The organism is Bradyrhizobium sp. WSM471 (assembly GCF_000244915.1).
Taxonomy (GTDB): domain Bacteria; phylum Pseudomonadota; class Alphaproteobacteria; order Rhizobiales; family Xanthobacteraceae; genus Bradyrhizobium.
Genome location: NZ_CM001442.1, coordinates 4,680,865 through 4,707,122, shown reverse-complemented (window position 1 = coordinate 4,707,122; position 26,258 = coordinate 4,680,865). Strand labels below are relative to the sequence as shown.

At 65.2% G+C, this 26,258-nt stretch carries 22 protein-coding genes; 19 read left to right on the top strand and 3 right to left on the bottom strand.

Annotated elements, in window-relative coordinates; genetic code table 11:
* Window positions 1-17 precede the first annotated feature (17 nt).
* From dnaE to fabZ, 15 genes are all read left to right on the top strand, one after another.
* Window positions 18-3,521 carry a DNA polymerase III subunit alpha gene (dnaE, locus tag BRA471DRAFT_RS20960; protein WP_007610902.1) on the top strand — a complete coding sequence of 1,168 codons (3,504 nt, stop codon included), beginning with the start codon at window positions 18-20 and terminating at the stop codon, window positions 3,519-3,521.
* A 142-nt stretch (window positions 3,522-3,663) separates the two neighbouring features.
* A complete protein-coding gene (locus BRA471DRAFT_RS20955) occupies window positions 3,664-4,155 on the top strand; it encodes a DUF2846 domain-containing protein (protein ID WP_231170947.1) in 492 nt (163 codons plus the stop codon).
* A gap of 110 nt (window positions 4,156-4,265) precedes the next feature.
* Window positions 4,266-5,006: a carbonic anhydrase gene (locus BRA471DRAFT_RS20950; protein ID WP_007610900.1), complete on the top strand. Its 741-nt coding sequence runs from the start codon at window positions 4,266-4,268 to the stop codon at window positions 5,004-5,006.
* 170 nt (window positions 5,007-5,176) lie between these two features.
* Window positions 5,177-7,696, top strand: coding sequence for a caspase domain-containing protein (locus BRA471DRAFT_RS20945; protein WP_007610898.1), 2,520 nt, complete (start codon window positions 5,177-5,179; stop codon window positions 7,694-7,696).
* A gap of 221 nt (window positions 7,697-7,917) precedes the next feature.
* The gene (locus BRA471DRAFT_RS20940; RefSeq protein WP_007610895.1) at window positions 7,918-8,910 is read left to right on the top strand and encodes a 30S ribosomal protein S2; all 993 of its coding nucleotides are present in this window, start codon (window positions 7,918-7,920) and stop codon (window positions 8,908-8,910) included.
* A gap of 131 nt (window positions 8,911-9,041) precedes the next feature.
* Window positions 9,042-9,965 carry a translation elongation factor Ts gene (gene tsf, locus BRA471DRAFT_RS20935; RefSeq protein WP_007610892.1) on the top strand — a complete coding sequence of 308 codons (924 nt, stop codon included), beginning with the start codon at window positions 9,042-9,044 and terminating at the stop codon, window positions 9,963-9,965.
* Between the two features lie 60 nt (window positions 9,966-10,025).
* Complete coding sequence (gene pyrH, locus BRA471DRAFT_RS20930; RefSeq protein WP_007610890.1) at window positions 10,026-10,742, top strand: UMP kinase; 717 nt, start codon at window positions 10,026-10,028, stop codon at window positions 10,740-10,742.
* 67 nt (window positions 10,743-10,809) lie between these two features.
* A complete protein-coding gene (gene frr / locus BRA471DRAFT_RS20925; RefSeq protein ID WP_007603628.1) occupies window positions 10,810-11,373 on the top strand; it encodes a ribosome recycling factor in 564 nt (187 codons plus the stop codon).
* 114 nt (window positions 11,374-11,487) lie between these two features.
* Window positions 11,488-12,246 carry an isoprenyl transferase gene (locus tag BRA471DRAFT_RS20920; protein WP_007610887.1) on the top strand — a complete coding sequence of 253 codons (759 nt, stop codon included), beginning with the start codon at window positions 11,488-11,490 and terminating at the stop codon, window positions 12,244-12,246.
* On the top strand, window positions 12,243-13,085 hold the full coding sequence (locus tag BRA471DRAFT_RS20915) for a phosphatidate cytidylyltransferase (protein WP_007610885.1): 843 nt from the start codon (window positions 12,243-12,245) through the stop codon (window positions 13,083-13,085). The genes BRA471DRAFT_RS20920 and BRA471DRAFT_RS20915 overlap by 4 nt, the downstream gene beginning before the upstream one ends.
* Window positions 13,086-13,089: 4 nt before the next feature.
* Entirely contained in the window at window positions 13,090-14,313 is a 1,224-nt protein-coding gene (gene dxr / locus BRA471DRAFT_RS20910) for a 1-deoxy-D-xylulose-5-phosphate reductoisomerase (protein WP_007610879.1), read from the top strand.
* Between the two features lie 44 nt (window positions 14,314-14,357).
* Window positions 14,358-15,509, top strand: a complete 1,152-nt coding sequence (gene rseP, locus BRA471DRAFT_RS20905; protein WP_007610877.1) for an RIP metalloprotease RseP — start codon at window positions 14,358-14,360, stop codon at window positions 15,507-15,509.
* 187 nt (window positions 15,510-15,696) lie between these two features.
* Complete coding sequence (gene bamA / locus BRA471DRAFT_RS20900) at window positions 15,697-18,228, top strand: outer membrane protein assembly factor BamA (protein ID WP_007610872.1); 2,532 nt, start codon at window positions 15,697-15,699, stop codon at window positions 18,226-18,228.
* A gap of 125 nt (window positions 18,229-18,353) precedes the next feature.
* On the top strand, window positions 18,354-19,421 hold the full coding sequence (gene lpxD, locus BRA471DRAFT_RS20895) for a UDP-3-O-(3-hydroxymyristoyl)glucosamine N-acyltransferase (protein WP_007610870.1): 1,068 nt from the start codon (window positions 18,354-18,356) through the stop codon (window positions 19,419-19,421).
* A 41-nt stretch (window positions 19,422-19,462) separates the two neighbouring features.
* Complete coding sequence (gene fabZ / locus BRA471DRAFT_RS20890; RefSeq protein ID WP_050992707.1) at window positions 19,463-19,879, top strand: 3-hydroxyacyl-ACP dehydratase FabZ; 417 nt, start codon at window positions 19,463-19,465, stop codon at window positions 19,877-19,879.
* 6 nt (window positions 19,880-19,885) lie between these two features.
* Here the strand turns inward: fabZ and BRA471DRAFT_RS20885 are convergent, their stop codons facing one another.
* Window positions 19,886-20,230 (bottom strand): KTSC domain-containing protein, encoded by a 345-nt coding sequence (locus BRA471DRAFT_RS20885; RefSeq protein ID WP_007610867.1) that lies wholly within the window; start codon window positions 20,228-20,230, stop codon window positions 19,886-19,888.
* Between the two features lie 175 nt (window positions 20,231-20,405).
* Here BRA471DRAFT_RS20885 and lpxA point away from each other — a divergent pair, with 175 nt between their 5' ends.
* From lpxA to BRA471DRAFT_RS20865, 4 genes are all read left to right on the top strand, one after another.
* Window positions 20,406-21,197: an acyl-ACP--UDP-N-acetylglucosamine O-acyltransferase gene (lpxA, locus tag BRA471DRAFT_RS20880; protein ID WP_007610866.1), complete on the top strand. Its 792-nt coding sequence runs from the start codon at window positions 20,406-20,408 to the stop codon at window positions 21,195-21,197.
* Between the two features lie 19 nt (window positions 21,198-21,216).
* Window positions 21,217-22,074, top strand: coding sequence for an LpxI family protein (locus BRA471DRAFT_RS20875; RefSeq protein WP_007610857.1), 858 nt, complete (start codon window positions 21,217-21,219; stop codon window positions 22,072-22,074).
* Window positions 22,071-23,255 (top strand): lipid-A-disaccharide synthase, encoded by a 1,185-nt coding sequence (gene lpxB / locus BRA471DRAFT_RS20870; RefSeq protein ID WP_088931095.1) that lies wholly within the window; start codon window positions 22,071-22,073, stop codon window positions 23,253-23,255. Before BRA471DRAFT_RS20875 ends, lpxB begins: the two co-directional genes overlap by 4 nt.
* Before the next feature lie 192 nt (window positions 23,256-23,447).
* Entirely contained in the window at window positions 23,448-24,260 is an 813-nt protein-coding gene (locus BRA471DRAFT_RS20865; protein WP_007610855.1) for a hypothetical protein, read from the top strand.
* A gap of 124 nt (window positions 24,261-24,384) precedes the next feature.
* Here BRA471DRAFT_RS20865 and BRA471DRAFT_RS20860 read toward each other — a convergent pair whose 3' ends face one another.
* Both BRA471DRAFT_RS20860 and BRA471DRAFT_RS20855 read right to left on the bottom strand, forming a co-directional pair.
* Window positions 24,385-25,152: an SDR family NAD(P)-dependent oxidoreductase gene (locus BRA471DRAFT_RS20860; RefSeq protein WP_007610854.1), complete on the bottom strand. Its 768-nt coding sequence runs from the start codon at window positions 25,150-25,152 to the stop codon at window positions 24,385-24,387.
* The gene (locus tag BRA471DRAFT_RS20855) at window positions 25,149-26,258 is read right to left on the bottom strand and encodes an ABC transporter ATP-binding protein (RefSeq protein WP_007610851.1); all 1,110 of its coding nucleotides are present in this window, start codon (window positions 26,256-26,258) and stop codon (window positions 25,149-25,151) included. Before BRA471DRAFT_RS20855 ends, BRA471DRAFT_RS20860 begins: the two co-directional genes overlap by 4 nt.

The following is a 26,258-nucleotide window of genomic DNA, read 5'->3' as shown; positions in this document are numbered from 1 at the left end:
GAGGCCGTCACGCGACCATGCCGAGCGCCGGATTTGTCCACCTTCACGTTCACTCGGCCTATTCGCTGCTCAAGGGCTCGATCAAGATCGCCAAGCTCGCCGAGCTAGCCAAGAAAGACCATCAGCCGGCGCTGGCGCTGACCGACACCGACAACATGTTCGGCGCGCTGGAGTTCTCCGACAAGATGGCGGGCTCCGGCATCCAGCCGATCGTGGGCTGCGAGATCGCGATCGAGTTCGGCGACCAGGATCCCAATGCGCGCAACGTGCTGCTGCCCTCGCGCGTGGTGCTGCTGGCCGCGCAGGAGCGTGGCTACCGCAGCCTGATGCGGCTGAACTCGCGCGCGTTCCTGGAGACGCCCGACACTCATGCTCCCCACATCAAGTTCGACTGGCTCGAAGGCGAGACCGAAGGCCTGATCGCGCTGACGGGCGGTCCGGACGGGCCGATCTCGCTGGCGCTTGCCGGCGGCTATACCGAGCTCGCGGCGGCGCGCTGCGAGCGTCTCGCCAACCTGTTCGGGGACCGCCTCTACATCGAATTGCAACGCCACAACACCGACAAGGAGCGGCGGGTCGAAAGCCACCTGATCGACATCGCCTACACCAAGGGCCTGCCGCTGGTTGCGACCAACGAGCCGTATTTCGCCGCGACCGACGATTACGAAGCCCATGATGCGCTGCTCTGCATCGCCGGCGGGCGGCTGATCGCGGAGACCGAGCGCGAGCAGCTCACGCCCGATCACCGCTTCAAGACCCGCGCCGAGATGGCAGTGCTGTTCGCCGACATTCCGGAGGCGCTGGTCTCGACGGTCGAGATCGCCGAGCGCTGCTCGTTCCGGCCGATGACGCGCAAGCCGATCCTGCCGTTCTTCACGGTCGGCGCTGCCGCAAGCTCCGACGCCGCCGCGGTCGAGGCGGCCGAATTGAAGCGGCAGGCGGAGGAGGGGCTCGCCAACCGCCTACGCGTGCACGGACTGTCGCAAGGCACGACTGAAGAAGATTACAGCGCGCGGCTTGCGTTCGAGCTCGACGTCATCATGCGCATGAAATACGCGGGCTACTTTCTGATCGTCTCCGACTTCATCAAATGGGCGAAGGGCCAGGGCATTCCGGTCGGGCCGGGCCGCGGCTCCGGCGCAGGCTCGCTGGTTGCGTGGGCGCTCACCATCACCGACCTCGACCCGATCAAGTTCGGCCTGCTGTTCGAGCGCTTCCTCAATCCGGAACGCGTCTCGATGCCGGATTTCGACATCGACTTCTGCCAGGACCGCCGCGGCGAGGTGATCAAGTACGTCCAGGAGCGCTACGGTCGCGATCAGGTCGCGCAGATCATCACGTTCGGTACGCTACAGGCCCGCGGCGTGCTCCGCGACGTCGGCCGCGTGCTGCAGATGCCCTATGGCCAGGTCGACAAGCTCACAAAACTCGTGCCGCAGAATCCGGCCGCGCCGGTGACGCTTGCGGCCGCGATCGAGAGCGAGCCGAAGCTCCAGGCGTTCCGCGACGAGGACCCGGTGGTGGCGCGCGCCTTCGACATCGCCCAGCGCCTCGAAGGCCTGACCCGTCACGCCTCGACGCACGCGGCCGGCATCGTGATCGGCGATCGGCCGCTGAGCGAACTCGTGCCGATGTATCGCGACCCCAAATCCGACATGCCGGTGACCCAGTTCAACATGAAATGGGTCGAGCCGGCTGGCCTCGTGAAGTTCGACTTCCTCGGCCTGAAGACGCTGACCGTGCTCGACGTCGCGTGCAAACTGCTCAAGCCGCGCGACATCCATGTCGATCTCGCCACGCTGCCGATCGACGATGCCGAAAGCTACCAGATGCTGGCGCGCGGCGAGGTGGTCGGCGTGTTCCAGGTTGAAAGCCAGGGCATGCGGCGCGCGCTGGTCGACATGCGCCCCGACCGTTTCGAGGACATCATTGCGCTGGTCGCGCTCTATCGACCGGGCCCGATGGCGAACATCCCGACCTATTGCGCGCGCAAGCACGGCGACGAGGAGCCGGAATATCTCCACCCCGTACTGGAGCCGATTCTCAAGGAGACCTTCGGCGTCATCATCTACCAGGAACAGGTGATGCAGATCGCGCAGGTGATGTCGGGCTATTCGCTCGGCGACGCCGACCTGCTGCGCCGCGCCATGGGCAAGAAGATCCGCGCCGAGATGGAGAAGCAGCGCGAGATCTTCGTCGCCGGCGCCGTGAAGAACGGCGTCCCGAAGGGGCAGGCCGATACGATCTTCGAGCTGCTGGCGAAATTCGCCGACTACGGCTTCAACAAGAGCCACGCGGCGGCCTATGCCTTGGTGTCCTACCACACCGCCTACATGAAGGCGCATTACCCGGTGGAGTTCATCGCGGCGTCGATGACGCTCGACCTCAACAATACCGACAAGCTGTCCGAATTTCGCGCCGAGGCGCAGCGCCTCGGCATCAAGGTCGAGCCGCCCAACGTCAACCGTTCCGGCGCGACTTTCGAGGTCGGCGACAAGACCATCTACTACGCGCTCGCGGCGCTGAAGGGCGTCGGCATCGCGGCCGTCGAGCAGATCATCGCGGAGCGGACCAAGAACGGCTTGTTCACCTCGCTCGCCGACTTTGCCGCGCGGGTGTCGCCGCGCGCGATCAACAAGCGCATCATCGAAAGCCTCGCCGCCGCGGGCGCGTTCGACACGCTGGAGCCGAACAGGGCACGGGTCTTCGCCGGCGCCGACTCGATTCTCGCCGCATGCCAGCGGGCGAACGAAGCTGCGACCATCGGCCAGAACGACATGTTCGGCAGCTCGGCCGACGCGCCGACCATCATGTTGCCGCAGATCGAGCCCTGGCTGCCGGCGGAGCGGCTGCGCCGTGAATATGACGCGATCGGCTTCTTCCTGTCGGGACATCCGCTCGACGATTACGCCACCGTGCTGAAGCGGCTGCGCGTGCAGTCCTGGGCCGAGTTCTCGCGCGCGGTGAAAACCGGCGCCACCGCCGGCAAGGTCGCCGCCACCGTGGTGTCGCGCATGGAGCGGCGGACCAAGACCGGCAACAAGATGGGCATCATGGGGCTCTCTGATCCCACGGGTCACTTCGAGGCGGTGCTGTTCTCCGAAGGCCTCGCGCAATATCGCGACGTGCTGGAGCCGGGCGCCGCGGTGCTGCTCCAGCTCGGCGCCGAGCTCCAGGGCGAGGACGTCCGCGCGCGCGTGCTCCACGCCGAACCGCTGGACGAGGCCGCGGCCAAGACGCAGAAGGGCCTGCGCATCTTCGTGCGCGATACCAAGCCGCTGGAATCGATCGCCAAGCGTCTCGCCGGTCCCGACATGGCCGCTTCGAACGGCGCCGCGCCGAAGGTCGGCAGTCCGGGCATCGCGCCCCGCTCCAACGGCGACGGCGAGGTCTCGCTGGTCATGATGCTCGACCTCGAGACCGAGGTCGAGATGAAGCTGCCCGGCCGCTTCAAGGTCTCGCCGCAGATCGCCGGCGCCATCAAGGCGGTCGCCGGCGTGGTAGACGTGCAGCAGCTCTAGCAACACGCACCGTGTTGCAGGCGGCTGCATGTTTTGCGCGGGGTGATGCTGCGGCCCTGTTGCAACCTGTCGCTGATTTTGATTAGCATGCACTCGGGGAAAATCTGGGGGCGTGATGCTATTGCGTGGGCTGGTATTGCTCGTGGCTGCAGCACTGCTGTGCGGCTGTGAGACGGCGAGGAGCGGGCTCGGATATTCGGAGACGGTACGAAAGCTGGGTCCGCCGAAAGCCGGGCAGGCCCGCGTCGTCGTGTTTCGCGAGAAAGGCTTCGGCGGCATCGGCGATCCGGACTGGGAATTTTCCCTCGACGGTACGCCGATCAAGGGCCTGAAGACCGGGACCTACGTCTATGTCGATCGCCCGGCAGGCCAGCACCAGTTCGTAGCAGAGGAAGCGGCGCTCGGCGTCACGCGCGTGGACTTTTCGGCTCAGTCCGGCCAGACCCTGTTCTTCGTGGCGCGGTTCAGTGAGCGCAAGAGCGCCATGATCGCGAACGCGAGCACTGGGGTTCTGGGCTGGGGTCTCACGCTTGCGATGACGTCCGGCTATAAAAATCAGGGGCCGCTGGATTTCCTGCCCTTGGATGAACCGGCCGCCCGGACGACGATCGCAGAGCTTCGGTTGGCGCAATAGCCCCCGCGCGAATTCGGCCCCGCCCGCACCGTCATTTGTGGTGTCGTCACATTGTTGCGGCTATGATCGCAGTGAGGCCGTTCGTCCATCGCGCCGGGAGGGAACGTGACATGTGCGACAAGTGCAATGAATCCCCACATGAGATGATCGCGCCGTCGCGACGATCCGCGATGTTGTTGGGCGCCTCCGCGCTCGGCCTCGCCCTGACCGGCAGAGCGTTCGCCAAAGAGACCAAGGCGCCGCCCAAGCCGCAGAACGTGCTGTCGCCCGACGCATCATTGAAGCGCCTGACGGAAGGCAATGCGCGCTATGTCGACGGCGTGTCGCGGCGGCACGATTTCAAGCACGAGCGCGAGGCGCTGGTCGGCGGACAGAATCCGTTCGCGGCCGTGCTGAGCTGTGCCGATTCGCGCATCGCGCCGGAATATGCCTTCGACACCGGCCGAGGCGATCTGTTCGTTTGCCGCGTCGCAGGAAATTTCGCCGGCACCGAAACCATTGCCAGCATGGAATACGCGGTGGCCGTGCTGAATACGCCGCTGATCCTCGTGCTCGGCCATGACGCTTGCGGCGCGGTCGATGCGACGCTGAAGGCGATCAAGGACAACAAGCCGCCGCCGGGCCATATTCCCTCGCTGGTCGATGCGATCACGCCGGCCGCCAAGACTGCGATGCAGCAGGGTGGGGACGTTCTCGACAAGGCGATCCGGCAGAACGTCATCGACAACGTCGCGAAGCTGAAGTCGGCAACGCCGATCCTCAATGCGGCCGTGGAGCAGGGCAAGCTGAAGGTCGTCGGCGGCATCTATCGGCTCACGACAGGAACGGTGGATGTGATCGCGCAGGGCTGAACCGGTGCGTCGCCGCGTCGCTTACGCGGAGCTGACGGCGGAGCGGGGTGGCCATCCCACCGCCTCAATCCAAGCCTTCGCTATTTGGAAGTCTTTCGTTCAAGTGCCATTCAGCTGGCCGCGCGTCTGATGCGTCGCGGCACCTCAACAACAGAACGGGCAAGCAAGCCATGCGTGGGACGCTCAGAGCCTTCATTTGCCTTCTCCTGCCGATCGCGGTCCTTGCCGCGGGCGCGCCGGATGCGGCGCGTGCGCAGCAGCAGGAAAAGCGTATCGCGCTCGTGGTCGGCAACGGCGCCTATGCCAAGTCGCCGCTGGCGACGACGGCAAACGATGCCGGCCTGATCGCGCAGACGCTGCAGGCGGCGGGCTTCGACGTCGTCGGCGCCCGCGATCTCGACGGCGACACGCTGCGCAAGAGCTTTCGCGATTTCATCCAGAAGGCGCAGGCCTCAGGCCCGGGCACCGTCGCGATGGTCTATCTCGCCGGCTATGGTGTGCAGCTCGCCGGTGAGAACTACTTCATCCCGGTCGATTCCAACATCACCCGCGACACCGACATTCCGACCGAAGGCCTGCGCATCGGCGACTATCTCCGCCAGTTGGCCTCCGTTCCGCTGAAGGCCAACATCGTCGTGCTCGACGCCGCGCGCGCGCAGCCCTTCGTTGAGGGCGGCCAGCAGATCGCGAGCGGACTTGCGCTGGTCGAGCCCGAGGCCAACATGCTGATCGCGTTCAACGCCGCGCCCGGCACGGTGGCGCCCGAGGAGCCCGGACCTTACGGCATCTATGCGCAGTCGCTGGCGGAGATGATCCGCACCGGCGGCCTGCCGCTGCCTGAAGTGTTCGACCGCGTTCGCCTGCGCGTCAACGAGGCCAGCAAGGGCGCGCAGGTGCCCTGGAACGAGCAGAAGATATCGGCGCAATTCTCGTTCTTCGAGCGTGGGCCCGACGCGCCGCCGCCGCAGGCCACGCCCGACCAGGTCGCCGCGATCCGCAACAAGCCGATCCGCGATCTCGGCGTGCAGGATGCCTATGCCGCCGCGCTCACGCGCGACACGCTACCTGCCTACGAAGAGTTTCTCACCGCCTATCCCGGCGACCCGCTGTCGAAGCGCGTGATGGTGATCGTCGCGGCGCGCCGCGAGGCCATCACCTGGCGGCGGACCTATCGTACCGACACGCCGGAAGCCTATTGGTCGTATCTGCGTCGCTATCCGCGCGGTCCGCATGCGGCTGATGCGCGCCGGCGCCTCGCGATTCTCACCGCGCCGGCCGAGCCCCCGCCGAGCTTCGCGATGATCGACTACGACGTGCTGCCACCGCCGCCGGAGGAGGTGGTCTATGTCGACCGTCCCGTGCTGTATTTCAGCGATCCGGATTTTGGCTTCGCGCCGCCACCGCCGCCGCCGGTCTATTATCTGCCGCCGCCGCCACCGGATTTCGTCGTGCTGTCGCCGCCGATGCCGGTGATCGGCCTGTTCGTGCTGCCCCAGCCGATGTTCGTGCCGATTCCTGTGTTCGTCAGGCCGCCGGTCTATGTCGCACCGCCGCCCAACAACATCATCTATCAGAACATCCATAATAGGACGGTCATCAACACGGTGATCAACCAGCCGCCGGCACCGCCGGCGGGTGCGGGTGCCGGACCGGGCAATCTCACGCCGGCCATTCCCGGGCGCACCAATCCGGCTGGTCCAGCCATGCCGCAGGCGGCCGTGCAGCGCGCCGCCCTGATTCAGCAGGGCAAGGCGCCGATGCCGCCGAGCGCGACGATGCAGCCGACGACGAGGCCAGGAATGCCTCCGGCGACGCCGGCCAAGGTCGTCCCAACCGGGACGCCACCTGCTCCACCACTTGCTACACCCCCTGCCACTCCACCTGCGACGCCACCGGCCAAGCTGCCCCAAGCCAATACGCTCCCGGTTCCCGGCACCCATGGCGGTCCGCCCGTACCGCCAGCGGGAGCGGGGCCACTGCCGGGCGGCAAACCCGGATTGCCGACGGCCACTGCACCCGGCACACCGCCGCCGACCCATTCGGGAACGCCTGCGGGAAGGCCTGCGGGAGCGCCGACAACTGCTGCTCCCGGCACCACGCCGGCAGCCCATCCCGGTGCGCCGACCGCCACGGCGCCGGTGACTGCGCCCACGGCGACAAACCCGGCCGGTGTGCCCGGCCAACCGCCGAAGCCGCCGGTGGCACAGGCTCCGCCCGGGACCGGCCCCGGGGACCATGGCAAGTCCGCGACCCGCGAGCCGGCTGGTTCGCCGCCGGCTGCCCGCACGCCTCCCGGCGCAGTTGGACGACCGGTCACGCCGCCGCCTGCGGCCGCGCGGGAGCCGATCCGGCCGCAGCATCAGCCGACCGCTGCTCCCGCCCAGGCTACCCGGCCGTCGGCACCACCACCGCGGCCTCAGGCCGTGGCCCGGCCGACGCCTCCGCCTCCGCCGCGTATTGCGCCGCCGCCACCGGCACGGGTGGCTCCGCCCGTGGCGGTCGCTCGGCCGGCGCCGCCGCCAATGGCACGACCCGCGCCGCCGCCGCCGGTCGCCCGGCCGGCGCCACCTCCGCCGCCCCGGGTGGCGGTCGCGCCACCGCCGCCGCCGCGCCCGGCAGCGCCCCCACCGCGTCCTCCGGCTCCGCCGCCGGCGGCAAAGAAGTGCCCGCCGAACCAGCCCAGATGCTAAGCAGGGGCTAGGCCGCAGCGTGGTCTTTACGGAAGGGGGGCTCTCGCGGGCGAAAGCCGCCCCGAAAGGCCCTTATTTCCTTGCTTCTGGTCGAAATCGCGCTATACACCGCGCCATCTCACACGGAAGCATGGCTCACAAGGCCGTCCGGTGGCAGCCGGGGCGACAACGCTCTGTCCTGCTCACACGCTTCCGGAGGAACCAACCGGAGAACTAGAACGATGGCACTACCCGATTTCACTATGCGTCAGCTCCTCGAAGCCGGCGTGCACTTTGGTCACCAGTCTCACCGCTGGAATCCGAAAATGGCGCCGTTCATTTTCGGCGCCCGCAACAACATCCACATCGTCGACCTCGCGCAGACCGTGCCGTTGCTGCACAACGCCTTGCAGGCGGTCAGCGACACCGTCGCCAAGGGCGGCCGCATCCTCTTCGTCGGCACCAAGCGCCAGGCGCAGGACGGCGTTGCCGACGCGGCCAAGCGCTGCGCTCAGTACTTCGTCAATTCGCGCTGGCTCGGCGGCACGCTGACCAACTGGAAGACGATCTCGGGCTCGATCAAGCGCCTGCGTCATCTCGACGACGTGCTCGCCGGCGGCGATGCCTCCTCCTACACCAAGAAGGAGCGCCTGACGCTTCAGCGCGAGCGCGACAAGCTCGACCGCTCGCTCGGCGGCATCAAGGACATGGGCGGTCTGCCCGACCTGATCTTCGTGATCGACACCAACAAGGAAGACATCGCGATCCAGGAAGCCCAGCGGCTCAACATCCCGGTCGCGGCGATCGTCGACACCAATTCGGATCCGAAGGGCATCACCTATGTGGTGCCGGGAAATGACGACGCCGGCCGCGCGATCGCGCTCTATTGCGATCTGATCGCGCGCGCAGCCATTGACGGCATTTCGCGCGCCCAGGGCGATTCCGGAATCGACGTCGGCGCTTCGGTTCGGCCGGTCGCAGAAGAGCTGCCCGCCGCCACGAGCGGCTTCCAGGGCCTCGCCGGTCCGCGCGGTACCTCCGACGACCTCAAGAAGCTCCCGGGCGTGTCGGGCGCGATCGAGAAGAAGTTCAACGACCTCGGCATCTTCCACTTCTGGCAGCTGGCCGAGCTTGATCACGACACCGCGCACAAGATCGGCGAAGAAGTCGGCCTGCCGAGCCGCGCGGACGCCTGGGTGGCCAAGGCCAAGGCGCTGACCGCGGAAGCGGAATAGTCAAAAAGAGCGATGGGTTGGCCGGACAAGTTCCGGCCACCATTTCAGTTGACGCGAATTCCTGAGATGGACCGCGGCGAGGCGATCTGGCCGCGCCGCGGTAAACCGGCAGGCAAAAAGGATTTTGAACGATGGCAACGATCACAGCTGCGATGGTCAAGGACCTGCGCGAGTCGACCGGCGCAGGCATGATGGACTGCAAGGCCGCGCTGACCGAAAACGACGGCAACATGGAAGCGGCGCAGGATTGGCTGCGCAAGAAGGGCCTGTCGAAGGCCGCCAAGAAGTCGGGCCGCGTCGCCGCCGAGGGTCTGATCGGCGCGCTCACCAAGGGCAACAAGGGCGTCGTGGTCGAGGTCAATTCCGAGACCGATTTCGTCGCGCGCAACGGCCAGTTTCAGGGCCTCGTCAAGATGATCGCGCAGGTCGCATTCAACGCCGGCGCCGATGTCGAGAAGATCAAGGCCGCCAAGGTCGGCGACGTCACGATCGAAACTGCGATCAATGACGCGATCGCCACCATCGGCGAGAACATGACGCTGCGCCGCGCCGCTTCGCTTGAGGTCAGCCAGGGCGTGGTGTCGAGCTACGTCCATGGCGCGGTCGTCGAGGGCGCCGGCAAGATGGGCGTGATCGTGGCACTGGAATCGCCCGGCAAGGCCGACGAGCTCGCAACGCTTGGTCGCCAGATCGCGATGCATGTCGCGGCCGCCAACCCCCTGGCGCTGGATCCGTCCGGTCTCGATCCGGCGGTCGTCAAGCGCGAGAAGGACGTGCTCGCCGACAAATATCGCCAGCAGGGCAAGCCTGAGAACGTGATCGAGAAGATCGTCGAGTCCGGCCTGAAGACCTATTACAAGGAAGTTTGCCTGCTGGAGCAGGCCTTCATCCACGACACCGGCAAGTCGGTGGCGCAGGCGGTGAAGGAAGCCGAAGGCAAGGTCGGCGGCGCGGTGAAGATCGCGGGCTTTGTGCGCTATGCTCTCGGTGAGGGAATCGAGAAGCAGGAAAGCGACTTCGCGGCCGAGGTCGCGGCGGCCAGCGGCAAGAAGTAAGCGCCGGAACGTTCCTTCCGGCGTGCCGCCGGAAGCGGCGGCCGGACAAGGAAAGTGCTCATGACTGATCCGGTCTATCGTCGCGTCGTGATCAAGCTGTCCGGCGAATATCTCGCGGGACCGCAGGGTTTTGGCATCGATCAACCGACCATCGACCGGGTCGCCGACGATCTGATCGCAGCCCGCCATCTCGGTACCGAAGTCGCCGTCGTGATTGGCGGCGGCAACCTCTTTCGCGGCGTCGAGGTCTCCTCGCGCGGTGTGTCGCGCCCGACCGGCGACACCATGGGCATGCTCGCCACGATGATGAACTGCCTCGCGCTCGAAGCCACGATCGAGCGCAAGGGCGCGCCTGCGCGCACGCTGTCGGCCTTCGTCATGCCGGAGATTTCCGAGCTGTTCACCCGCACCGCGGCGCACAAATACCTCGCCGAGGGCCGGATCGTGTTGCTCGGCGGCGGAACCGGTAATCCGTTCTTCACCACCGACACGACCGCAGTGCTGCGCGCCGCCGAGATCGGCGCCCAGGCGGTGCTGAAGGCGACCAATGTCGACGGCGTCTACTCGGCCGACCCGAAGAAGGACCCGACGGCCACGCGATTCGACCGGCTGACGCATTCGCAGGCGATCGAGGGCGGCTACAAGGTGATGGATGCGACCGCCTTCGCCCTTGCCCGCGAGACGTCGCTGCCTATCATCGTGTTCTCGATCGCGGAGCCGGGTTCGATCGGCGCTGTACTGCGTGGCGGCGGCCACGGAACCATTGTCGCCGGCTGACGGCTTGTCGTTGCACCCTGAGAGAAGGGGTGCGGAGAGGTCGGCGGGATTTTGAAGGAGAAACGTGATGGCCACGGATAATTTCGATCTCAACGAAGTCAAGCGCCGCATGCAGGGCGCGATCCAGTCGCTCAAGCACGAACTTGGCGGCCTGCGCACTGGTCGCGCCTCCGCCTCGATGCTCGATCCGGTGCAGGTCGACGCCTATGGCAGCCACATGCCGCTGAACCAGCTTGCCACCGTCAGCGTGCCGGAGCCGCGCCTGATCTCGGTGCAGGTCTGGGACAAGTCGATGGTCAAGGCGGTGGAGAAGGCGATCGTCGATTCCAATCTCGGCCTGTCGCCGGCGACCGAAGGCCAGGTGCTGCGCCTGCGCATCCCCGAGCTCAACGAGGAGCGTCGCAAGGAGCTCGTCAAGGTCGCGCACAAATACGCGGAAGCCGCCAAGGTCGCCGCGCGCCATGTCCGCCGCGATGGTCTCGACGTTCTCAAGAAGCTCGAGAAGAATCACGAGATGTCCGAGGACGATCAGAAGCGCCACGCCGACGAGGTGCAGAAGGCGACCGACGGCACGATCTCCGAGATCGACCAGTTGCTGGCCGCCAAGGAAAAAGAAATCCTTACCGTCTAAAGCGCGGTGGATCGCGCTTTAGGTTATTGTTCGTGCATGATCTTTTCGGAAAACCGTTTCGCACTTTGCGCTAACGCGGCCCTTCGGGTCCGGATCATGCTTTAAGGCAGCCTCATGTCCAACGCCGCCGCGCCCGCAACGGAAGGACCAGATCGGTCCGATGCGCCTGCGCATGTCGCCATCATCATGGATGGCAACGGACGTTGGGCGGCCGCGCGCGGCTTGCCACGGGCGGAAGGCCATCGCCGCGGCGTGGAGGCCCTGCGCCGCGTGGTTCGCGCGTCGCATGAACTTGGCATCCGCTATCTCACCATCTTCTCCTTCAGCTCGGAAAACTGGTCGCGTCCGGCGAGCGAGATCGGCGATCTGTTCGGCCTGTTGCGCCGCTTCATCCGCAACGATCTGGCGAGCCTGCATCGCGACGGCGTCAAGGTACGCATCATCGGCGAGCGGGACGGGCTGGAGGGCGACATCTGCGCACTTCTCAACGAGGCGGAGGAACTGACGCGCGATAACACGCGCCTCACGCTCGTCGTCGCCTTCAATTACGGCTCCCGGCAGGAGATCGCGAAGGCGGCGCAGAAGCTCGCGCGCGAAGTCGCCGAGGGCCGGCGCAGTCCTGACACGATCGATGCCGAGACATTGGGGGCGCATCTCGACGCGCCCGACATTCCCGATCCCGATCTCATCATCCGCACCAGTGGCGAGCAGCGCCTGTCCAACTTCCTGATGTGGCAGGCCGCCTATAGCGAGCTCGTCTTCGTGCCGATTCACTGGCCCGATTTCGACAAGGCGGCCCTGGAAGGCGCAATCGCCGAATTCGCCAGGCGCGAGCGCCGTTTCGGCGGCCTGGTCGCGAAAACCGCCTCGTGAGCGAGCCCGACTCCGCACCGGCCGGTTCTCAGCCTGCCCCCAGCAATCTCGTGATGCGAATCCTCGCGGCGCTGGTGCTGGCGCCGCTCGCCATTGCGCTGGCTTATGCCGGCGGCTGGCTGTGGGCGCTGCTCGTCACCCTGGTGTCGATCGGACTGTTCGCGGAATGGCTGATGGTGGTGGGCGCAGGCTCGACCGCGCTGACCGGGACGGGGACGATCGTCATCGCCACGATGGGCTTGTGCGTTGCCTTCGGCGCGCTGAAGACCGCAATCATCACCGGCGTGATTGGCGGCGCGGTCGTGACGGTGATCGCGCGGGGCAAGTTCGTCTGGGCGGCCTCCGGATTCGCCTATGCGTCGGCGGCGCTACTCGCCTCGATCCTGCTGCGGAAGGATCTCGTGAACGGCTTCGCCGCGCTGATGTTCGTGCTGCTCGTGGTGTGGGCGACCGATATCGGCGGCTATTTCGCCGGCCGCGGCATCGGCGGACCGAAACTGTGGCCACGCGTGAGCCCGAAGAAGACCTGGTCGGGGGCGCTCGGCGGCTTTGCCGCGAGCCTTTTGGTCGCGGCCGGCTTTGCCGCTTGCGGGATCGGAAAGATGGCTCCATTGATGCTCGTCGCCGCGGTCCTCTCGGTCGTGTCGGCCTGCGGCGATCTGTTCGAATCCGCGGTCAAGCGGCGCTTCGGTGTCAAGGATTCCAGTCACTTAATTCCCGGCCACGGCGGGCTATTGGACCGTCTGGACGGTTTTGTCGCCGCCATCCTGGTGGCATGGATTATCGGCTTCCTCCGCCATGGTGTGCATAGCGCCGGAAGCGGTCTTATGGTTTGGTGAATATATGAGCGCGGTTCCATTGCGTAACAACAAGGCTGCGGCGTCGACCATCCGCAGCGTCACGGTTCTCGGCGCCACCGGCTCAATCGGCGACAGCACGATGGATCTGCTGCGCGCCTCTCCCGAGCGCTACCGTGTCGAGGCGCTGACGGCGAACAGCAATGTCGAGGCGCTGGCAAAGCTCGCGAAGGAGTTTTCAGCGCGCTTCGTCGCGATCGCCGACACCTCAAAATTTGCCGAGCTCAAGGCTGCGCTCGCGGGCACCGGCACCGAATGCGGCGCCGGCGAAAGCGCGGTGATCGAGGCCGGCGCGCGTCCGGCCGATTGGGTGATGGCCGCCGTGAGTGGCGCGGCCGGACTGAAGCCGGCACTGGCGGCGGTCGATCGCGGCGCGCATGTCGCGCTCGCCAACAAGGAATGTCTCGTCTGCGCCGGCGATTTCTTCATGCAGCGCGCGGCGAAAGCCGGCGCCTGCATCCTGCCTGCGGATTCGGAGCACAATGCGCTGTTCCAGGCGCTCGCCTCGGGCAACCGCGACGAGCTCGTCCGTGTCATCATCACGGCCTCCGGCGGCCCGTTCCGCACCTGGAAGCCCGCCGACATCGAGCAGGCGACACTCGAGCAAGCCCTGAAGCATCCGAACTGGAGCATGGGCCAGAAGATCACGATCGATTCCGCCTCGATGATGAACAAGGGGCTCGAGGTGATCGAGGCTTCCTATTTGTTCGCGCTCTCGCCCGACGAGATCGACGTCCTCGTTCATCCGCAATCGATCATCCACGGCATGGTCGAGTTCTCCGATCGCTCGGTCGTCGCTCAGCTCGGCGCACCCGACATGCGCACGCCGATCGCGCATTGCCTCGGCTGGCCCGACCGCATCAAGGGGCCGGCGGCCAAGCTCGATCTGGCCAAGATCGGCCAGCTGACATTCGAGGCGCCGGATTTCGAGCGCTTCCCCGGGCTGCGCCTGGCCTTCGATTCGCTCCGGACCGGGAAGGGGGCGACCACCGTCTACAACGCCGCCAACGAGGTCGCGGTCGCCGCCTTCATCGCCGGCAAGATCCGGTTCGGCGCGATTGCACGGCTGGTGGAAGCGACGCTGGACGACTGGATCCGCAGCGGGAACCAGGCCCCGCTGACGTCGGCGGACGATGCAATCGCTGTTGACCATGTTGCGCGAAATAGGGCTGCCGCCCTATTGCCTCAAATTGCCTTAAAGGCATCCTAGATGGTTCGGGGCCAGGGCCTTGCGGCGCTGGATGAGGGAATTCGATGATCGACTTTTTCGTCCATAGTTTCAATACGTTGAGCCATGGGCTCCTCGGCTACGCGGTTCCCTTCCTGTTCGTCCTGACCATCGTCGTGTTCTTCCATGAGCTCGGCCATTTCCTGGTCGCGCGCTGGGCGGGCGTTCGCGTATTAACTTTTTCGCTCGGTTTCGGACCTGAGCTGGTCGGTTTCAACGACCGCCATGGCACTCGCTGGAAGATCTCGGCGATCCCGCTCGGCGGCTATGTCAAGTTCTTCGGCGACGAGAGCGAGGCTTCGACACCATCGTCCGAGAAGCTCGCGGCCATGACGGCCGAGGAGCGCGCCGGCAGCTTCCATCACAAGAAGGTCGGCCCGCGCGCCGCCATCGTTGCCGCCGGACCGATCGCCAATTTCATCCTGGGCGCGCTGATCTTCGCCGGCATGGCGCTGTATTACGGCAAGCCGAGCACGATCGCGCGCGTCGACGGTGTCGTCGCCGACGGCGCTGCGGCGGCAGCCGGCTTCAAGATCGGTGACGTCGTCGTCCAGATCGACGGCAAGCCGATCGAAAGCTTTGCCGACATGCAGCGTATGGTTGCGATGAATGCTGGTTCGCCGCTTGCCTTCCAGGTCAAGCGCGACGGTGCCATCGTGTCGCTGACAGCGACGCCGGCACTGCTCGAGCGCAAGGATCCCTTCGGCAACAGCCACCGTCTCGGCGTGCTCGGCGTCGAACACAAGTCTCAGGCCGGGGAGACCTCCACGTCGCCTGTCGGCGTCGGCGAAGCGCTCAAGATCGGGGTGGAGCAGGTCTGGTTCATCATCACCAGCACCTTCAAGTTCCTGGGCTCGTTGTTCGTCGGGAACGGCAATCCGAATGAGGTCAGCGGCGTGCTTGGCATTGCCAAGATGTCGGGGCAGGCGGCCAGCGCCGGGTTCCAGTTCGTGATCAACCTCTGCGCGGTGCTCTCGGTGTCGATCGGCCTGCTGAATCTGTTCCCGATCCCGCTGCTCGATGGCGGTCACCTTATGTTCTATGCGGCGGAGGTTGCCCGTGGTCGGCCGCTATCCGAGCGGACTCAGGAGATGGGGTTCCGAATCGGGCTTGGCTTGGTGCTGATGTTGATGGTGTTTGCGACCTACAACGACATCCTGCGAATGGCCGCATCTTGATAGGGGCTTTTTTGTGGCGTTGCCCGGGCGTTGCTCTTGGGCAACGTCTTGGAATGAAAATGAAATTACGGCGCGCTCGACCGTTTGCGGCGTCGGTGAAATTGTCTACAAGCGGCTTGAACTTGGGGAATCTCCAGACCGGCGTTGGGGTTGGGTCTGGTACGGAATGATAAGGGCGCGTTGCGCAATGAAGTTTGGACTGCGACTCCGGGGGGGCTTGCTCGCAACCCTGATCATGTTCGGCGCGCCGGTGCTTGCCCCGGTTGGGGCTGCCTTTGTGTCTTCGTCTGCGCTTGCTCAGACCGTGCAGTCGATTTCCGTCGAGGGAAATCGCCGGGTCGAGTTGGAGACGATCCGCTCCTACTTCAAGCCGGGTCCCGGCGGTCGTCTGGATCAAGGCGCCATCGCCGACGGCCTCAAGGCGTTGATCGAGACCGGCCTGTTCCAGGACGTCAGGATCAACCGCGGTGCCGGTGGCCAGATCGTCGTCTCCGTGGTGGAAAACCCGGTGATCGGCCGCATTGCCTTCGAGGGTAACAAGAAGATCAAGGACGAGCAGCTCACCCTTGAAATCCAGTCCAAGGCGCGCGGCACCTTCTCCCGCGCCATGGTGCAGTCCGACACGCTGCGAATCGCTGAAATCTATCGCCGTTCCGGCCGCTACGACGTTCGCGTCACGCCTGAAGTCATCGAGCAGCCGAACAACCGCGTCGATCTCGTCTTCACGGTCGAGGAGGGCGCCAAGACCGGCGTCAAGTCGATCGAGTTCGTCGGCAACAGCGCATTCTCGTCCTACCGCCTTCGCGACGTCATCAAGACGCACGAAACGAACCTGCTGAGCTTCCTCGGCAGCGGCGACGTCTACGATCCCGATCGGGTCGAGGCCGACCGCGACCTGATCCGCCGCTTCTATCTCAAGAACGGTTTCGCCGACGTCCAGGTCGTGGCCGCGCTCACCGAATACGATCCGGAGAAGAAGGGCTTCAACGTTACCTTCAAGATCGAGGAAGGCTCGCAATACCGGGTCGGCTCAATCGACTTCCGCTCCAGCATTCCGAACTTCGATCCCAGCTCGATGCGCAACTATTCGCGCGTCAATGTCGGCTCGCTCTACAACGTCGAATCGGTCGAGAAGTCGGTCGAGGAGATGCAGATCGAAGCCTCGCGGCGCGGTTATGCCTTCGCCGTAGTCCGTCCCGGCGGCGACCGCAACTTCGAGGCGCATACCGTATCGGTCGTGTTCAACATCGATGAGGGTCCGCGCACCTATATCGAGCGCATCAACTTGCGCGGCAACACCCGCACGCGCGACTACGTGATTCGTCGCGAGTTCGACGTCTCCGAGGGCGATGCCTACAATCGCGCGCTGGTCGACCGTGCCGAGCGCCGCTTGAAGAACCTCGACTATTTCAAGAGCGTGAAGATCACGACCGAGCCCGGCTCGTCGAGCGACCGCGTGATCCTGCTCGTGGACATGGAAGAGAAATCGACCGGCGATTTCTCGGTTTCGGGTGGTTACTCCACCACCGACGGCGCGCTGGCCGAAGTCTCGGTCTCCGAACGCAATTTGCTCGGCCGCGGCCTGTTCGCCAAGGCCTCGGTGACCTATGGTCAGTACGCCCGCGGCTATTCGCTGTCGTTCGTCGAACCCTATTTGCTCGACTACCGTGTCGCGCTGGGTCTCGACCTCTATCAGCGTGAGCAGAAGTCCAACAGTTACATCTCCTACGGCACCAAGACGCTCGGCTTCTCGCCACGCCTCGGTTTCTCCCTGCGTGAAGATCTGTCGCTGCAGGTGCGCTACTCGATCTATCGGCAGGAAATCACGCTGCCGTCCTACCTGTCGAACTGTAACAACAATCCCGCTTCCGCGGCGTTCAACCCGAGCCCGGCCTATGCCAATGCAAACGGCATCGACCTGAGCTCGACCAACGGCCTCGGCTGCTACAGCGACGGCGAAGCTTCGCTGCCGGTGCGCAAGGAGCTTGCCAACGGCAAGACCCTGACCTCGGCGCTCGGCTACACGCTGACCTACAACACGCTCGACAACAACAAGAACCCCACCGACGGTCTGCTGGTCGATTTCCGGCAGGACTTCGCCGGCGTCGGCGGCGACGTCTCCTACCTGAAGACTGTGGTCGACGCGAAGTATTACACTCCGCTGGTGTCCGATATCGTCGGCCTCGCTCGCATCCAGGGCGGCATGCTGAACAAGATGGGCAGCGATTTGCGCATGCTCGATCATTTCCAGATGGGCCCGAACCTCGTCCGCGGCTTTGCCCCGAACGGCATCGGACCGCGCGATCTGAATCCCTTCGGTACTCAGGACGCGCTTGGCGGCACCAAATATTGGGGTGCTTCGCTCGAATTGCAGATGCCGTTCTGGTTCCTGCCGAAGGAAGTCGGTCTGAAGGGCGCCGTCTACGCCGACGCCGGCGGACTGTTCGACTATCAGGGCCCGACGACGTGGTCGGTGACCAACGAAATGACCACGACCAGGAATTCGACCTGCACGCCGTCAACCGTCAATCCAAACTCGGCCGGAACCTGCACCGGCTTGGTGTATGACAACGGCAATGTCGTCCGCTCGTCGGTCGGTGTCGGCTTGATCTGGGCCTCGCCGTTCGGTCCGCTGCGCTTCGACTACGCCGTGCCGCTGACCAAGGGCAAGAGCGACCGTACCCAGGAGTTCCGGTTCGGCGGCGGCACCTCGTTCTAATTCGAACAGCACGGCACGATCCGGACCACCGGAGCCGGTTTCCGAAAGGGATCGTGCCAATCCAGGAGATGAGGCATGATGCGGCTTGGCCGCTTCATGCCGAAGCCGGACCGCGACGGGGTGGAATGGCGCAGCCGACCTTCTTCACACAACCGCCCGCCTCAGCGCTGGCTGACATAGCCACGCTGACCAAGGCGGAGTTGGTCGATCCCGCCAGGGGCGGCCAAATCATCAGGGGCCTTGCTTCGCTCGGCGAAGCCGGCCCGATGCACCTGTCGTTCTTCGACAATCTCAAATATGCCGATGAGCTCAAGGCGACCAAGGCCGGTGCTTGCCTGGTGAGCCCACGCTTCGAGGCTCGGGTGCCCGCGCACGTCGCCGTGCTGCGGGCGCCACAGCCGTTCCGCGCGTTCGTCAGGATCGCGCGGGAGTGGCATGGCGACGCGCTCCGGCCGCAATCCTGGACCGGCAATGAGGGCATCGCGCCGTCGGCCATCATCGATCCCACGGCCAGGCTCGAGGACGGCGTGATCGTAGATCCCCTGGCCGTGATCGGCCCTGACGTGGAGATCGGCAGCGGCACGGTGATCGGTGTGGGGGCCGTGATCGGCCCCGGCGTCAAGATCGGCCGGGACTGCAATGTCGGCGCACGCACCGCCATCCAGTGCGCGCTGATCGGCAACGACGTCCTGATCCACCCCGGCTGCTCGATCGGCCAGGATGGCTACGGCTTCATCTTCTTCGGCCCCGAGGGGCATCTGAAGGTGCCCCAGACCGGCCGCGTGCTGATCCAGAACAATGTGGAGGTCGGCGCCGGCACCACCATTGATCGGGGCTCCTTGCGCGACACGGTGATCGGCGAGGGGACCAAAATCGACAATCAGGTCCAGATCGGCCACAATGTGACCATTGGCCGGCACTGCCTGCTGGCCGCCCAGATCGGCCTTGCCGGTAGCCTCACCCTCGGCGACAACGTGGCGCTGGGAGCGAAGGTGGGCATCAACAATCACGTCAAGATCGGGGATGGAGCTCAGGTGACTGCCATGAGTGGCGTCAAGGACGACGTTCCTCCCAACGGACGCTGGGGTGGTTTTTTTGCCAAGCCGACCAGGCAGTGGTTCAAGGAAATTTTGGCGGTGGAGCGCCTGGCGCGCGACAGCAAGGCCGATCCGAAGCAGGAGGAACGGGAGTGACGGACGAAGCACCGGTCAGGTTCGAGCTTGTGGACATCAACATGATCCTGCAAACGCTCCCGCACCGCTTTCCGATGCTGCTGATCGATCGCGTGATCAACATCCGCACCGATTACAGCGGCATCGGCATCAAGAACGTCACCTTCAACGAGCCGCCGTTCCAGGGCCACTTTCCCGATCGCCCGGTCTATCCCGGCGTCATGATGATCGAAGCGATGGCGCAGACCGCGGGTGTGATCGGCATCAAGTCGGTCGAGGGCACCGAGAAGCCGCGCGCGGTGTATTTCCTGACCATCGACAAGTGCAAGTTCCGTAAGCCGGTGCTGCCCGGCGATACCATCGAATATCACATGCGCTCAATCGGCCGCCGCAAGGCCATGTGGTGGTTTCACGGCGACGCCAAGGTCAACGGCCAGGTGGTTGCGGAGGCCGACGTCGGCGCCATGCTGACCGACTGAGCGGGATCAACTTCTCTGGATACGCTCGCGCGCAGGACACGCGTAGCGTCCGCCGCTGACCTCGCGCTTGATGTTCTGGTTGAAGAACTGTCCCATGGACGGCGCGCCCAGCAGGCGCTCGACGGTGTCGACCGGCACGCCGCAATAGCGATCGTAAGCGCCGTTCACTGCTACGACGAGGCCCTGCTGCGCACGGTCGTAGCAGACCCGTTGGAGCACCGTGCTGCGGCTGATGTCGCGGCATTCGAATGTCGCGAGGTCGATGGGGCGGTGTTCGGCGGTCTCGATCGTCTCGGACACGATCGGCGCGGTCACGAGCTGTGCGAGGAGAAGTGCCAGGGCCCTGACCACGATACCTGAAGCTCCGCATGAACTTGTTGATGAGCCGGGAAGACTGCTTCACCCGGCCCTTGAAACACGGAGAGATCATACGTCACTGGACAGATCGGGCATAGTCGCGCTAACCAGCGGAAAACCGAGCGACTTCAACACCTAATCAGACCTTCTTGATGAGTCAGATTGCTTGATGAGTAAGATTGATCCCACCGCACGGATCGCGGACGGCGCCGTGATCGGCGAGGGCACCGAGATCGGCCCCTTCTGCATCATCGGCCCGCATGTCGTGATCGGCAGTAACTGCAAGCTGATCGGACATGTGCATATCACCGCGCAGACCACGATCGGTGACGATTGTACCATCTATCCGTTCGCCTCGCTCGGCACGCCGCCGCAATCGCTCAGCTATCGTGGCGAATTGACGAAGCTCAAGATCGGTTCGGGCTGCACGATCCGCGAGTCCGTGACCATGAACGCCGGCACGGTCGCAGGCGGTGGCATCACAGAGGTCGGCGACCGCAACTATTTCATGAATTGCAGCCATGTCGGCCATGACTGCCATGTCGGCAACGACGTGATCTTCGCGACCTCGGCCACGCTCGGCGGTCACTGCGAGATCGGTGATTTCGTCTTCATCGGCGGTCTGTCCGCGGTGCACCAGTTCACCCGCATCGGCCCGCAAGTTATGGTCGGCGGCGTGTGCGGCGTGCGCGACGACGTCATTCCGTTCGGCCTCGTCAACGGCCAATATGCCGTGCTCGAAGGCCTCAACCTGATCGGCATGAAGCGGCGCAAGTTCACCAAGCAGCGGCTTGCGACCGTGCGCGCGTTCTATCAGAAGCTCTTCCATGGCCCCGCGACCTTTGCCGAACGCCTGGAGGCGGCGCGGCCGCTCGCCGGTGAAGATCCGGCGATCGGCGAAATTCTCGACTTCATCGGCAAGGGCAAGCGCCCGCTCTGTCTTCCCGCCATCGCGAAGTGATGATGGGATGGCCGCAGGCATGACATCGGCGGCTTCGGAGATTTCATCGCCGGTCGGCGTGGTCGCTGGCGGCGGTGCGATGCCGTTCGCTGTCGCCGACTCGCTCGCCGCCCGCGGCATCACGCCGGTGTTGTTTCCGCTTCGGGGAGCCTGCGATCCGGCACGGGTGGAGAAATTCCGTCATCGCTGGATCTCGGTCGGCCAGCTCGGCCGCGCCATGCGGCTGTTTCGCGAGGAGGGCTGCCGCGACCTGATCTTCATCGGCACGCTGGTGAGGCCTTCGCTCTCGGAGGTCCGGGTCGACTTCACGACGCTTCGGCTGCTCGGCCATGTCATCCGCGCCTTCCGCGGCGGCGACGACCATTTGTTGTCCGGCGTCGGGCGCATTCTCGAGCAGGGCGGCTTTCGCATGGTCGGCATCAAGGATGTCGCGCCCGACCTCTTAATGCCCGAGGGCTGCATCAGCCGCGCCTGGCCGAGCGACACCGGCAAGACCGACATCGAGCGCGGACGCGCGGTGCTGACCGCGCTCGGTCCGTTCGACATCGGCCAGGCTGCGGTCGTGATCGACGGCCATGTGGTGGCGGTCGAGGACATCGAGGGCACCGATGCGCTGCTCGCGCGCGTGGCACGGCTGCGCGAAGAGGGTCGCATCCGCGCGGCCACCGGGCGGGGCGTGCTGGTGAAGGTCCCAAAGAGCGGGCAGGATCTGCGCTTCGACCTGCCGACGATCGGCCCGCGCACCCTCGAGGGCGTCGCCGCCGCAGGGCTGGCTGGGATCGCCGTCGTTGCCGGCAACACCATCGCCGCCGAGCCGGAGGCGATGATCGCGCTCGCCGACGCCAAATATCTCTTCGTCATCGGCCTGCCGGCGTGATGCAAGGCCGCGATCCCAAGCGCAAGATCTTCCTGATCGCCACGGAGGAATCCGGCGACCGGCTTGGCAGCGCCTTGATGAAGGTGCTGCGCCAGCGCCTCGGCGACGGCGTGCAGTTCGTGGGCGTCGGCGGCCACACCATGGCGCGCCAGGGCCTCGAGACGCTGTTTCCGATCGAGCAGCTTTCGATCGTGGGCTTCGCCGCGGTCGTGCAGCAATTGCCGAAGATCCTGCGGCTGATCCGCGAGACCGCGGAGGCCGTGACCGAAGCCGCGCCGGACGCGCTCGTCATCATCGACAGCCCCGACTTCACCCACCGTGTCGCCCGCCGCGTGCGGACGCGCAATCCGGCGATCCCGATCGTCGACTACGTCTCGCCGCAGCTCTGGGCCTGGCGGCCGGGGCGAGCGCGGACCATGCTCGGCTATGTCGACCATGTGCTCGGCCTGTTGCCGTTCGAGCCGGAGGAATATCGCAAGCTCGGCGGCCCGCCATGCAGCTATGTCGGCCATCCCCTGATCGAGCAATTGCCCTCGCTGCGGCCGAACGCGGAGGAGCAGGCGCGCCGCGACGGCGAGGCGCCGGTCTTGCTGGTGTTGCCCGGCAGCCGCCGCAGCGAGATCAGGCACCATCTCGATGTGTTCGGCGCCACGCTCGGCCGATTGCAGACGGAGGGCCGCACGTTCGAGCTGATGCTGCCGACCATGCCGCATCTCGAAGCCACCATCTGCGAAGGCATCGCGAGCTGGCCGGTCAAGCCTCAAATCGTGGTCGGCGAGAACGAGAAGCGCGCCGCCTTCCGCATCGCGCGCGCGGCACTGGCAAAATCCGGCACGGTGACGCTGGAGCTCGCGCTATCGGGCATCCCGATGGTGACGGCCTATCGCGTCGGCGCGATCGAAGCCTTCATCCTGCGCCGCGCGATCCGCGTCTCCTCGGTGATCCTCGCCAATCTCGTGATCGGCAAGGATGTCATCCCGGAGTTCCTGCAGGAAGACTGCACGCCGGAGAAGCTGGCGCCTGTGCTGTCGGAGCTGCTGACCGATTCACCGCTGCGCCGGCAGCAGGTGGAAGCGTTCGCCCAGCTCGATGCGATCATGTCGACCGGCAACACGTCGCCGAGCGTGCTCGCAGCGGATATCGTGCTGGCGACCATGCGCAAGGGCAGGCGGGTTAGCTAGGACGTGTACTCCCAAGCGTCGGCTTGCCAGCGCAAAGCGGAAGCCTCCTGAAGCGGGATCGGCGGCTTGTGGACCCAAAGCGGTCCTCCAGCGGTTCACCGGCTGAATTTTTGAGTGGCACCTTCAGGTGCTTGCAGCGTTTGGTTTGCTGGCCAGTCCGCACCGGCAACCGAGGTATTGAGGAGTGGGTCAATGAGGCCCCAGAGCGCAGATGATATTATCAGCAAAGTACCTGCCGTCACGTTCGGCTTCTGGATAATCAAAATCTTAGCCACCACGCTGGGCGAAACGGGCGGCGACGCGGTGACCATGAGCTGGCTGCACGCAGATCAGAACGCCCAAAACGGCGGATATCTGATCGGAACGGCTATCTTTCTGGCCATTTTCGTTGCCGCAGTCATTGCTCAGATTTCGACGCCGAAGTTCAATCCTTGGGTCTACTGGCTGGCCATCGTTGCTTCCACCACCGTGGGTACCGCGTTGGCGGATTTTTTTGATCGTTCATTGGGGATTGGTTATGTGGGAGGCTCATCCATCTTGCTGGCCTGTGTGCTTTGTTCCCTTGCTGCATGGTACACGACCTTGGGCTCGGTGAATGTCGACACGGTAACGTCCCCAAAGACCGAACTATTCTATTGGATCACCATTACGTTTTCGCAAACCTTGGGTACCGCTCTCGGAGATTGGGTCGCTGACGACTCCGGGCTGGGATACGATGGAGGCGCTCTACTGTTTGGTGCGGGACTTTTGGTGCTTGCGGCGCTGTACTACTGGACCAGGGTATCGCGGGTTTTTCTATTCTGGGCGGCCTTCATTCTCACGCGTCCTCTGGGGGCCACCGTTGGAGATTTTCTGGACAAGCCAGTCAGCCATGGCGGGCTCGCCCTGAGTCGTCCTTTAGCTTCCGTGGTCCTTCTCGCTGCAATCGTCTTGCTCGTCGCTATCCTGCCGCAGCGGCCAGGGCGGCATTCGGTCGATTGGGCTTCGCAGCCAAGGACCGAGTAGTCCAGTTCATCGGGGAGGTCGCCTTCTGGCCCCAACTCGGACCCAGGGTGAGGTACGCCAACGCGACTGCTCTCGGATGCGGAGTGGACCTCTACGAGGCAACTCGGGTTTGTGAGTACAGGCTCTAGCCGAGACCCGCGTCGACCTGAAAACACTGCCGCGTGACGCGCTGGCTCTCATCGGAAGCGAGGAACAGCGCCATGTTGGCGATGTCATCGGGCGTCACCGCGTCGGGAATAGCCTGACGCGTGCGCAGCTCGGCGATCGCATGGTCGTCCGGATACCACAGCTGGCGCTGGCGCTCCGTGATCACCATCCCCGGCGCGATCGCGTTGACGCGGATGCGGTCGGGCCCGAGCGACCGGGCCAGGGAGTTGGTGAAGCCGACGATGGCGGCCTTCGCAGCGGCGTAGACCGGCAGCCCCGGCGCGCCGCGCATCCAGGCAATCGATGACATGTTGATGATCGAACCGCCGCCGCGCGCCTGCATCTGCGGCACCACCGCTTGCGCGGCAAAGAAGACGTGCTTGAGGTTGACGCCGATCATCCAGTCGAACTCGGCCGGGGTCACCTCGGCCAGCACCTGACGCTGATCATTGGCGGCGTTGTTGACGAGAACCGCGGCATCGCCAAGCGATCTGTGCACCTGCGCCATGGCGCCGCGCAAGGCGTCGATGTCGAGGAGGTCGCAGGGCACGTACAGGGGTACAGTTCCGGTCGCCGCCTTCACTTCCGCGACGAGCGCCTGGCCGGCTGCTTCATCGAGATCCAGGAACGCGACGCGCGCCCCTTGCGCCGCGAACGCCCGCACGAAGGCGGCACCGATGCCGCTGGCGCCACCGGTGATCAACACCACGCGATCCCTAAGACCGGCATAGCTCGTTCTTGTCATGCGATCAGTCGCTCCGTCTCGGGGTCGAACAGGCAGATGCGGCGCGTGTCGAGCGCAAACGGGGCGGCGGCGCCCGGTGTGGGGCGGATGTCCGGCGTGATGCGCGCCAGCGCAGGCTCGCCCCCAAGCCGCAGCAGCACGATCGTTTCGGCCCCCGTCGGCTCGACCATCTCCACCGGCGCGTTGACGACGACGGGCGGATCGGCGGAGAACACCCGGCTGCCCTCGGCGATGCATTCCGGCCTGATCCCGATCACCACGTCACGGCCGACGAAGGGGGCCGCCGCGTCGTATTGGCCAAGGCGGAGGTGGACCTCGTCCGGCCGTCCCGCGCCGATCACGACCACCGGCCCGCCGGCATCGGCCTCTAGCCGTGCCGGCATCGTGTTCATCGGCGGCGAGCCCATGAAACGGGCCACGAACAGATTGGCGGGATAGCGATACACGGTGTCAGGGTCGGCAAACTGCTGCACCACGCCCCGGTGCATCACAGCAATGCGCGTCGCCATCGTCATCGCCTCGATCTGGTCGTGGGTGACATAGACGATGGTGGCGCCGATGCGCTGATGCAGGCGCTTGATCTCCATCCGCATCTCGACGCGCAGCTTGGCGTCGAGATTGGAGAGCGGCTCGTCGAACAGGAAGAGCAGGGGATCGCGCACCAGCGCCCGGCCCATCGCCACACGCTGACGCTGGCCGCCGGAGAGCTGCGACGGCTTGCGGCCGAGCAGCGGCTCGATCTGGAGCAGCCTGGCCACATTCGCCAGGGCTTTCTCCTGCTCCGCCTTTGGTACGTGGCGGCATTCCATGCCGAAGGTGATGTTCTGGCGCACCGTCATCGACGGATAGAGCGCGTAGGACTGGAACACCATGGCGATGTCGCGGTCCTTCGGCGGAACGTCGTTGACGATACGCCCGCCGATTTCCACGGTGCCTGCACTCGGGAGGTCGAGCCCGGCGATGATGTTGAGCAGCGTGGACTTGCCGCAGCCGGATGGTCCGACGAGCACAGTGAATTCACCGCTCTCGATGTCGAGATCGATGCCCTTCAGCACCTCCAGATTGGCGTAGCGCTTGGACAGGGAGCGAATGCTTAGTGCTGCCAT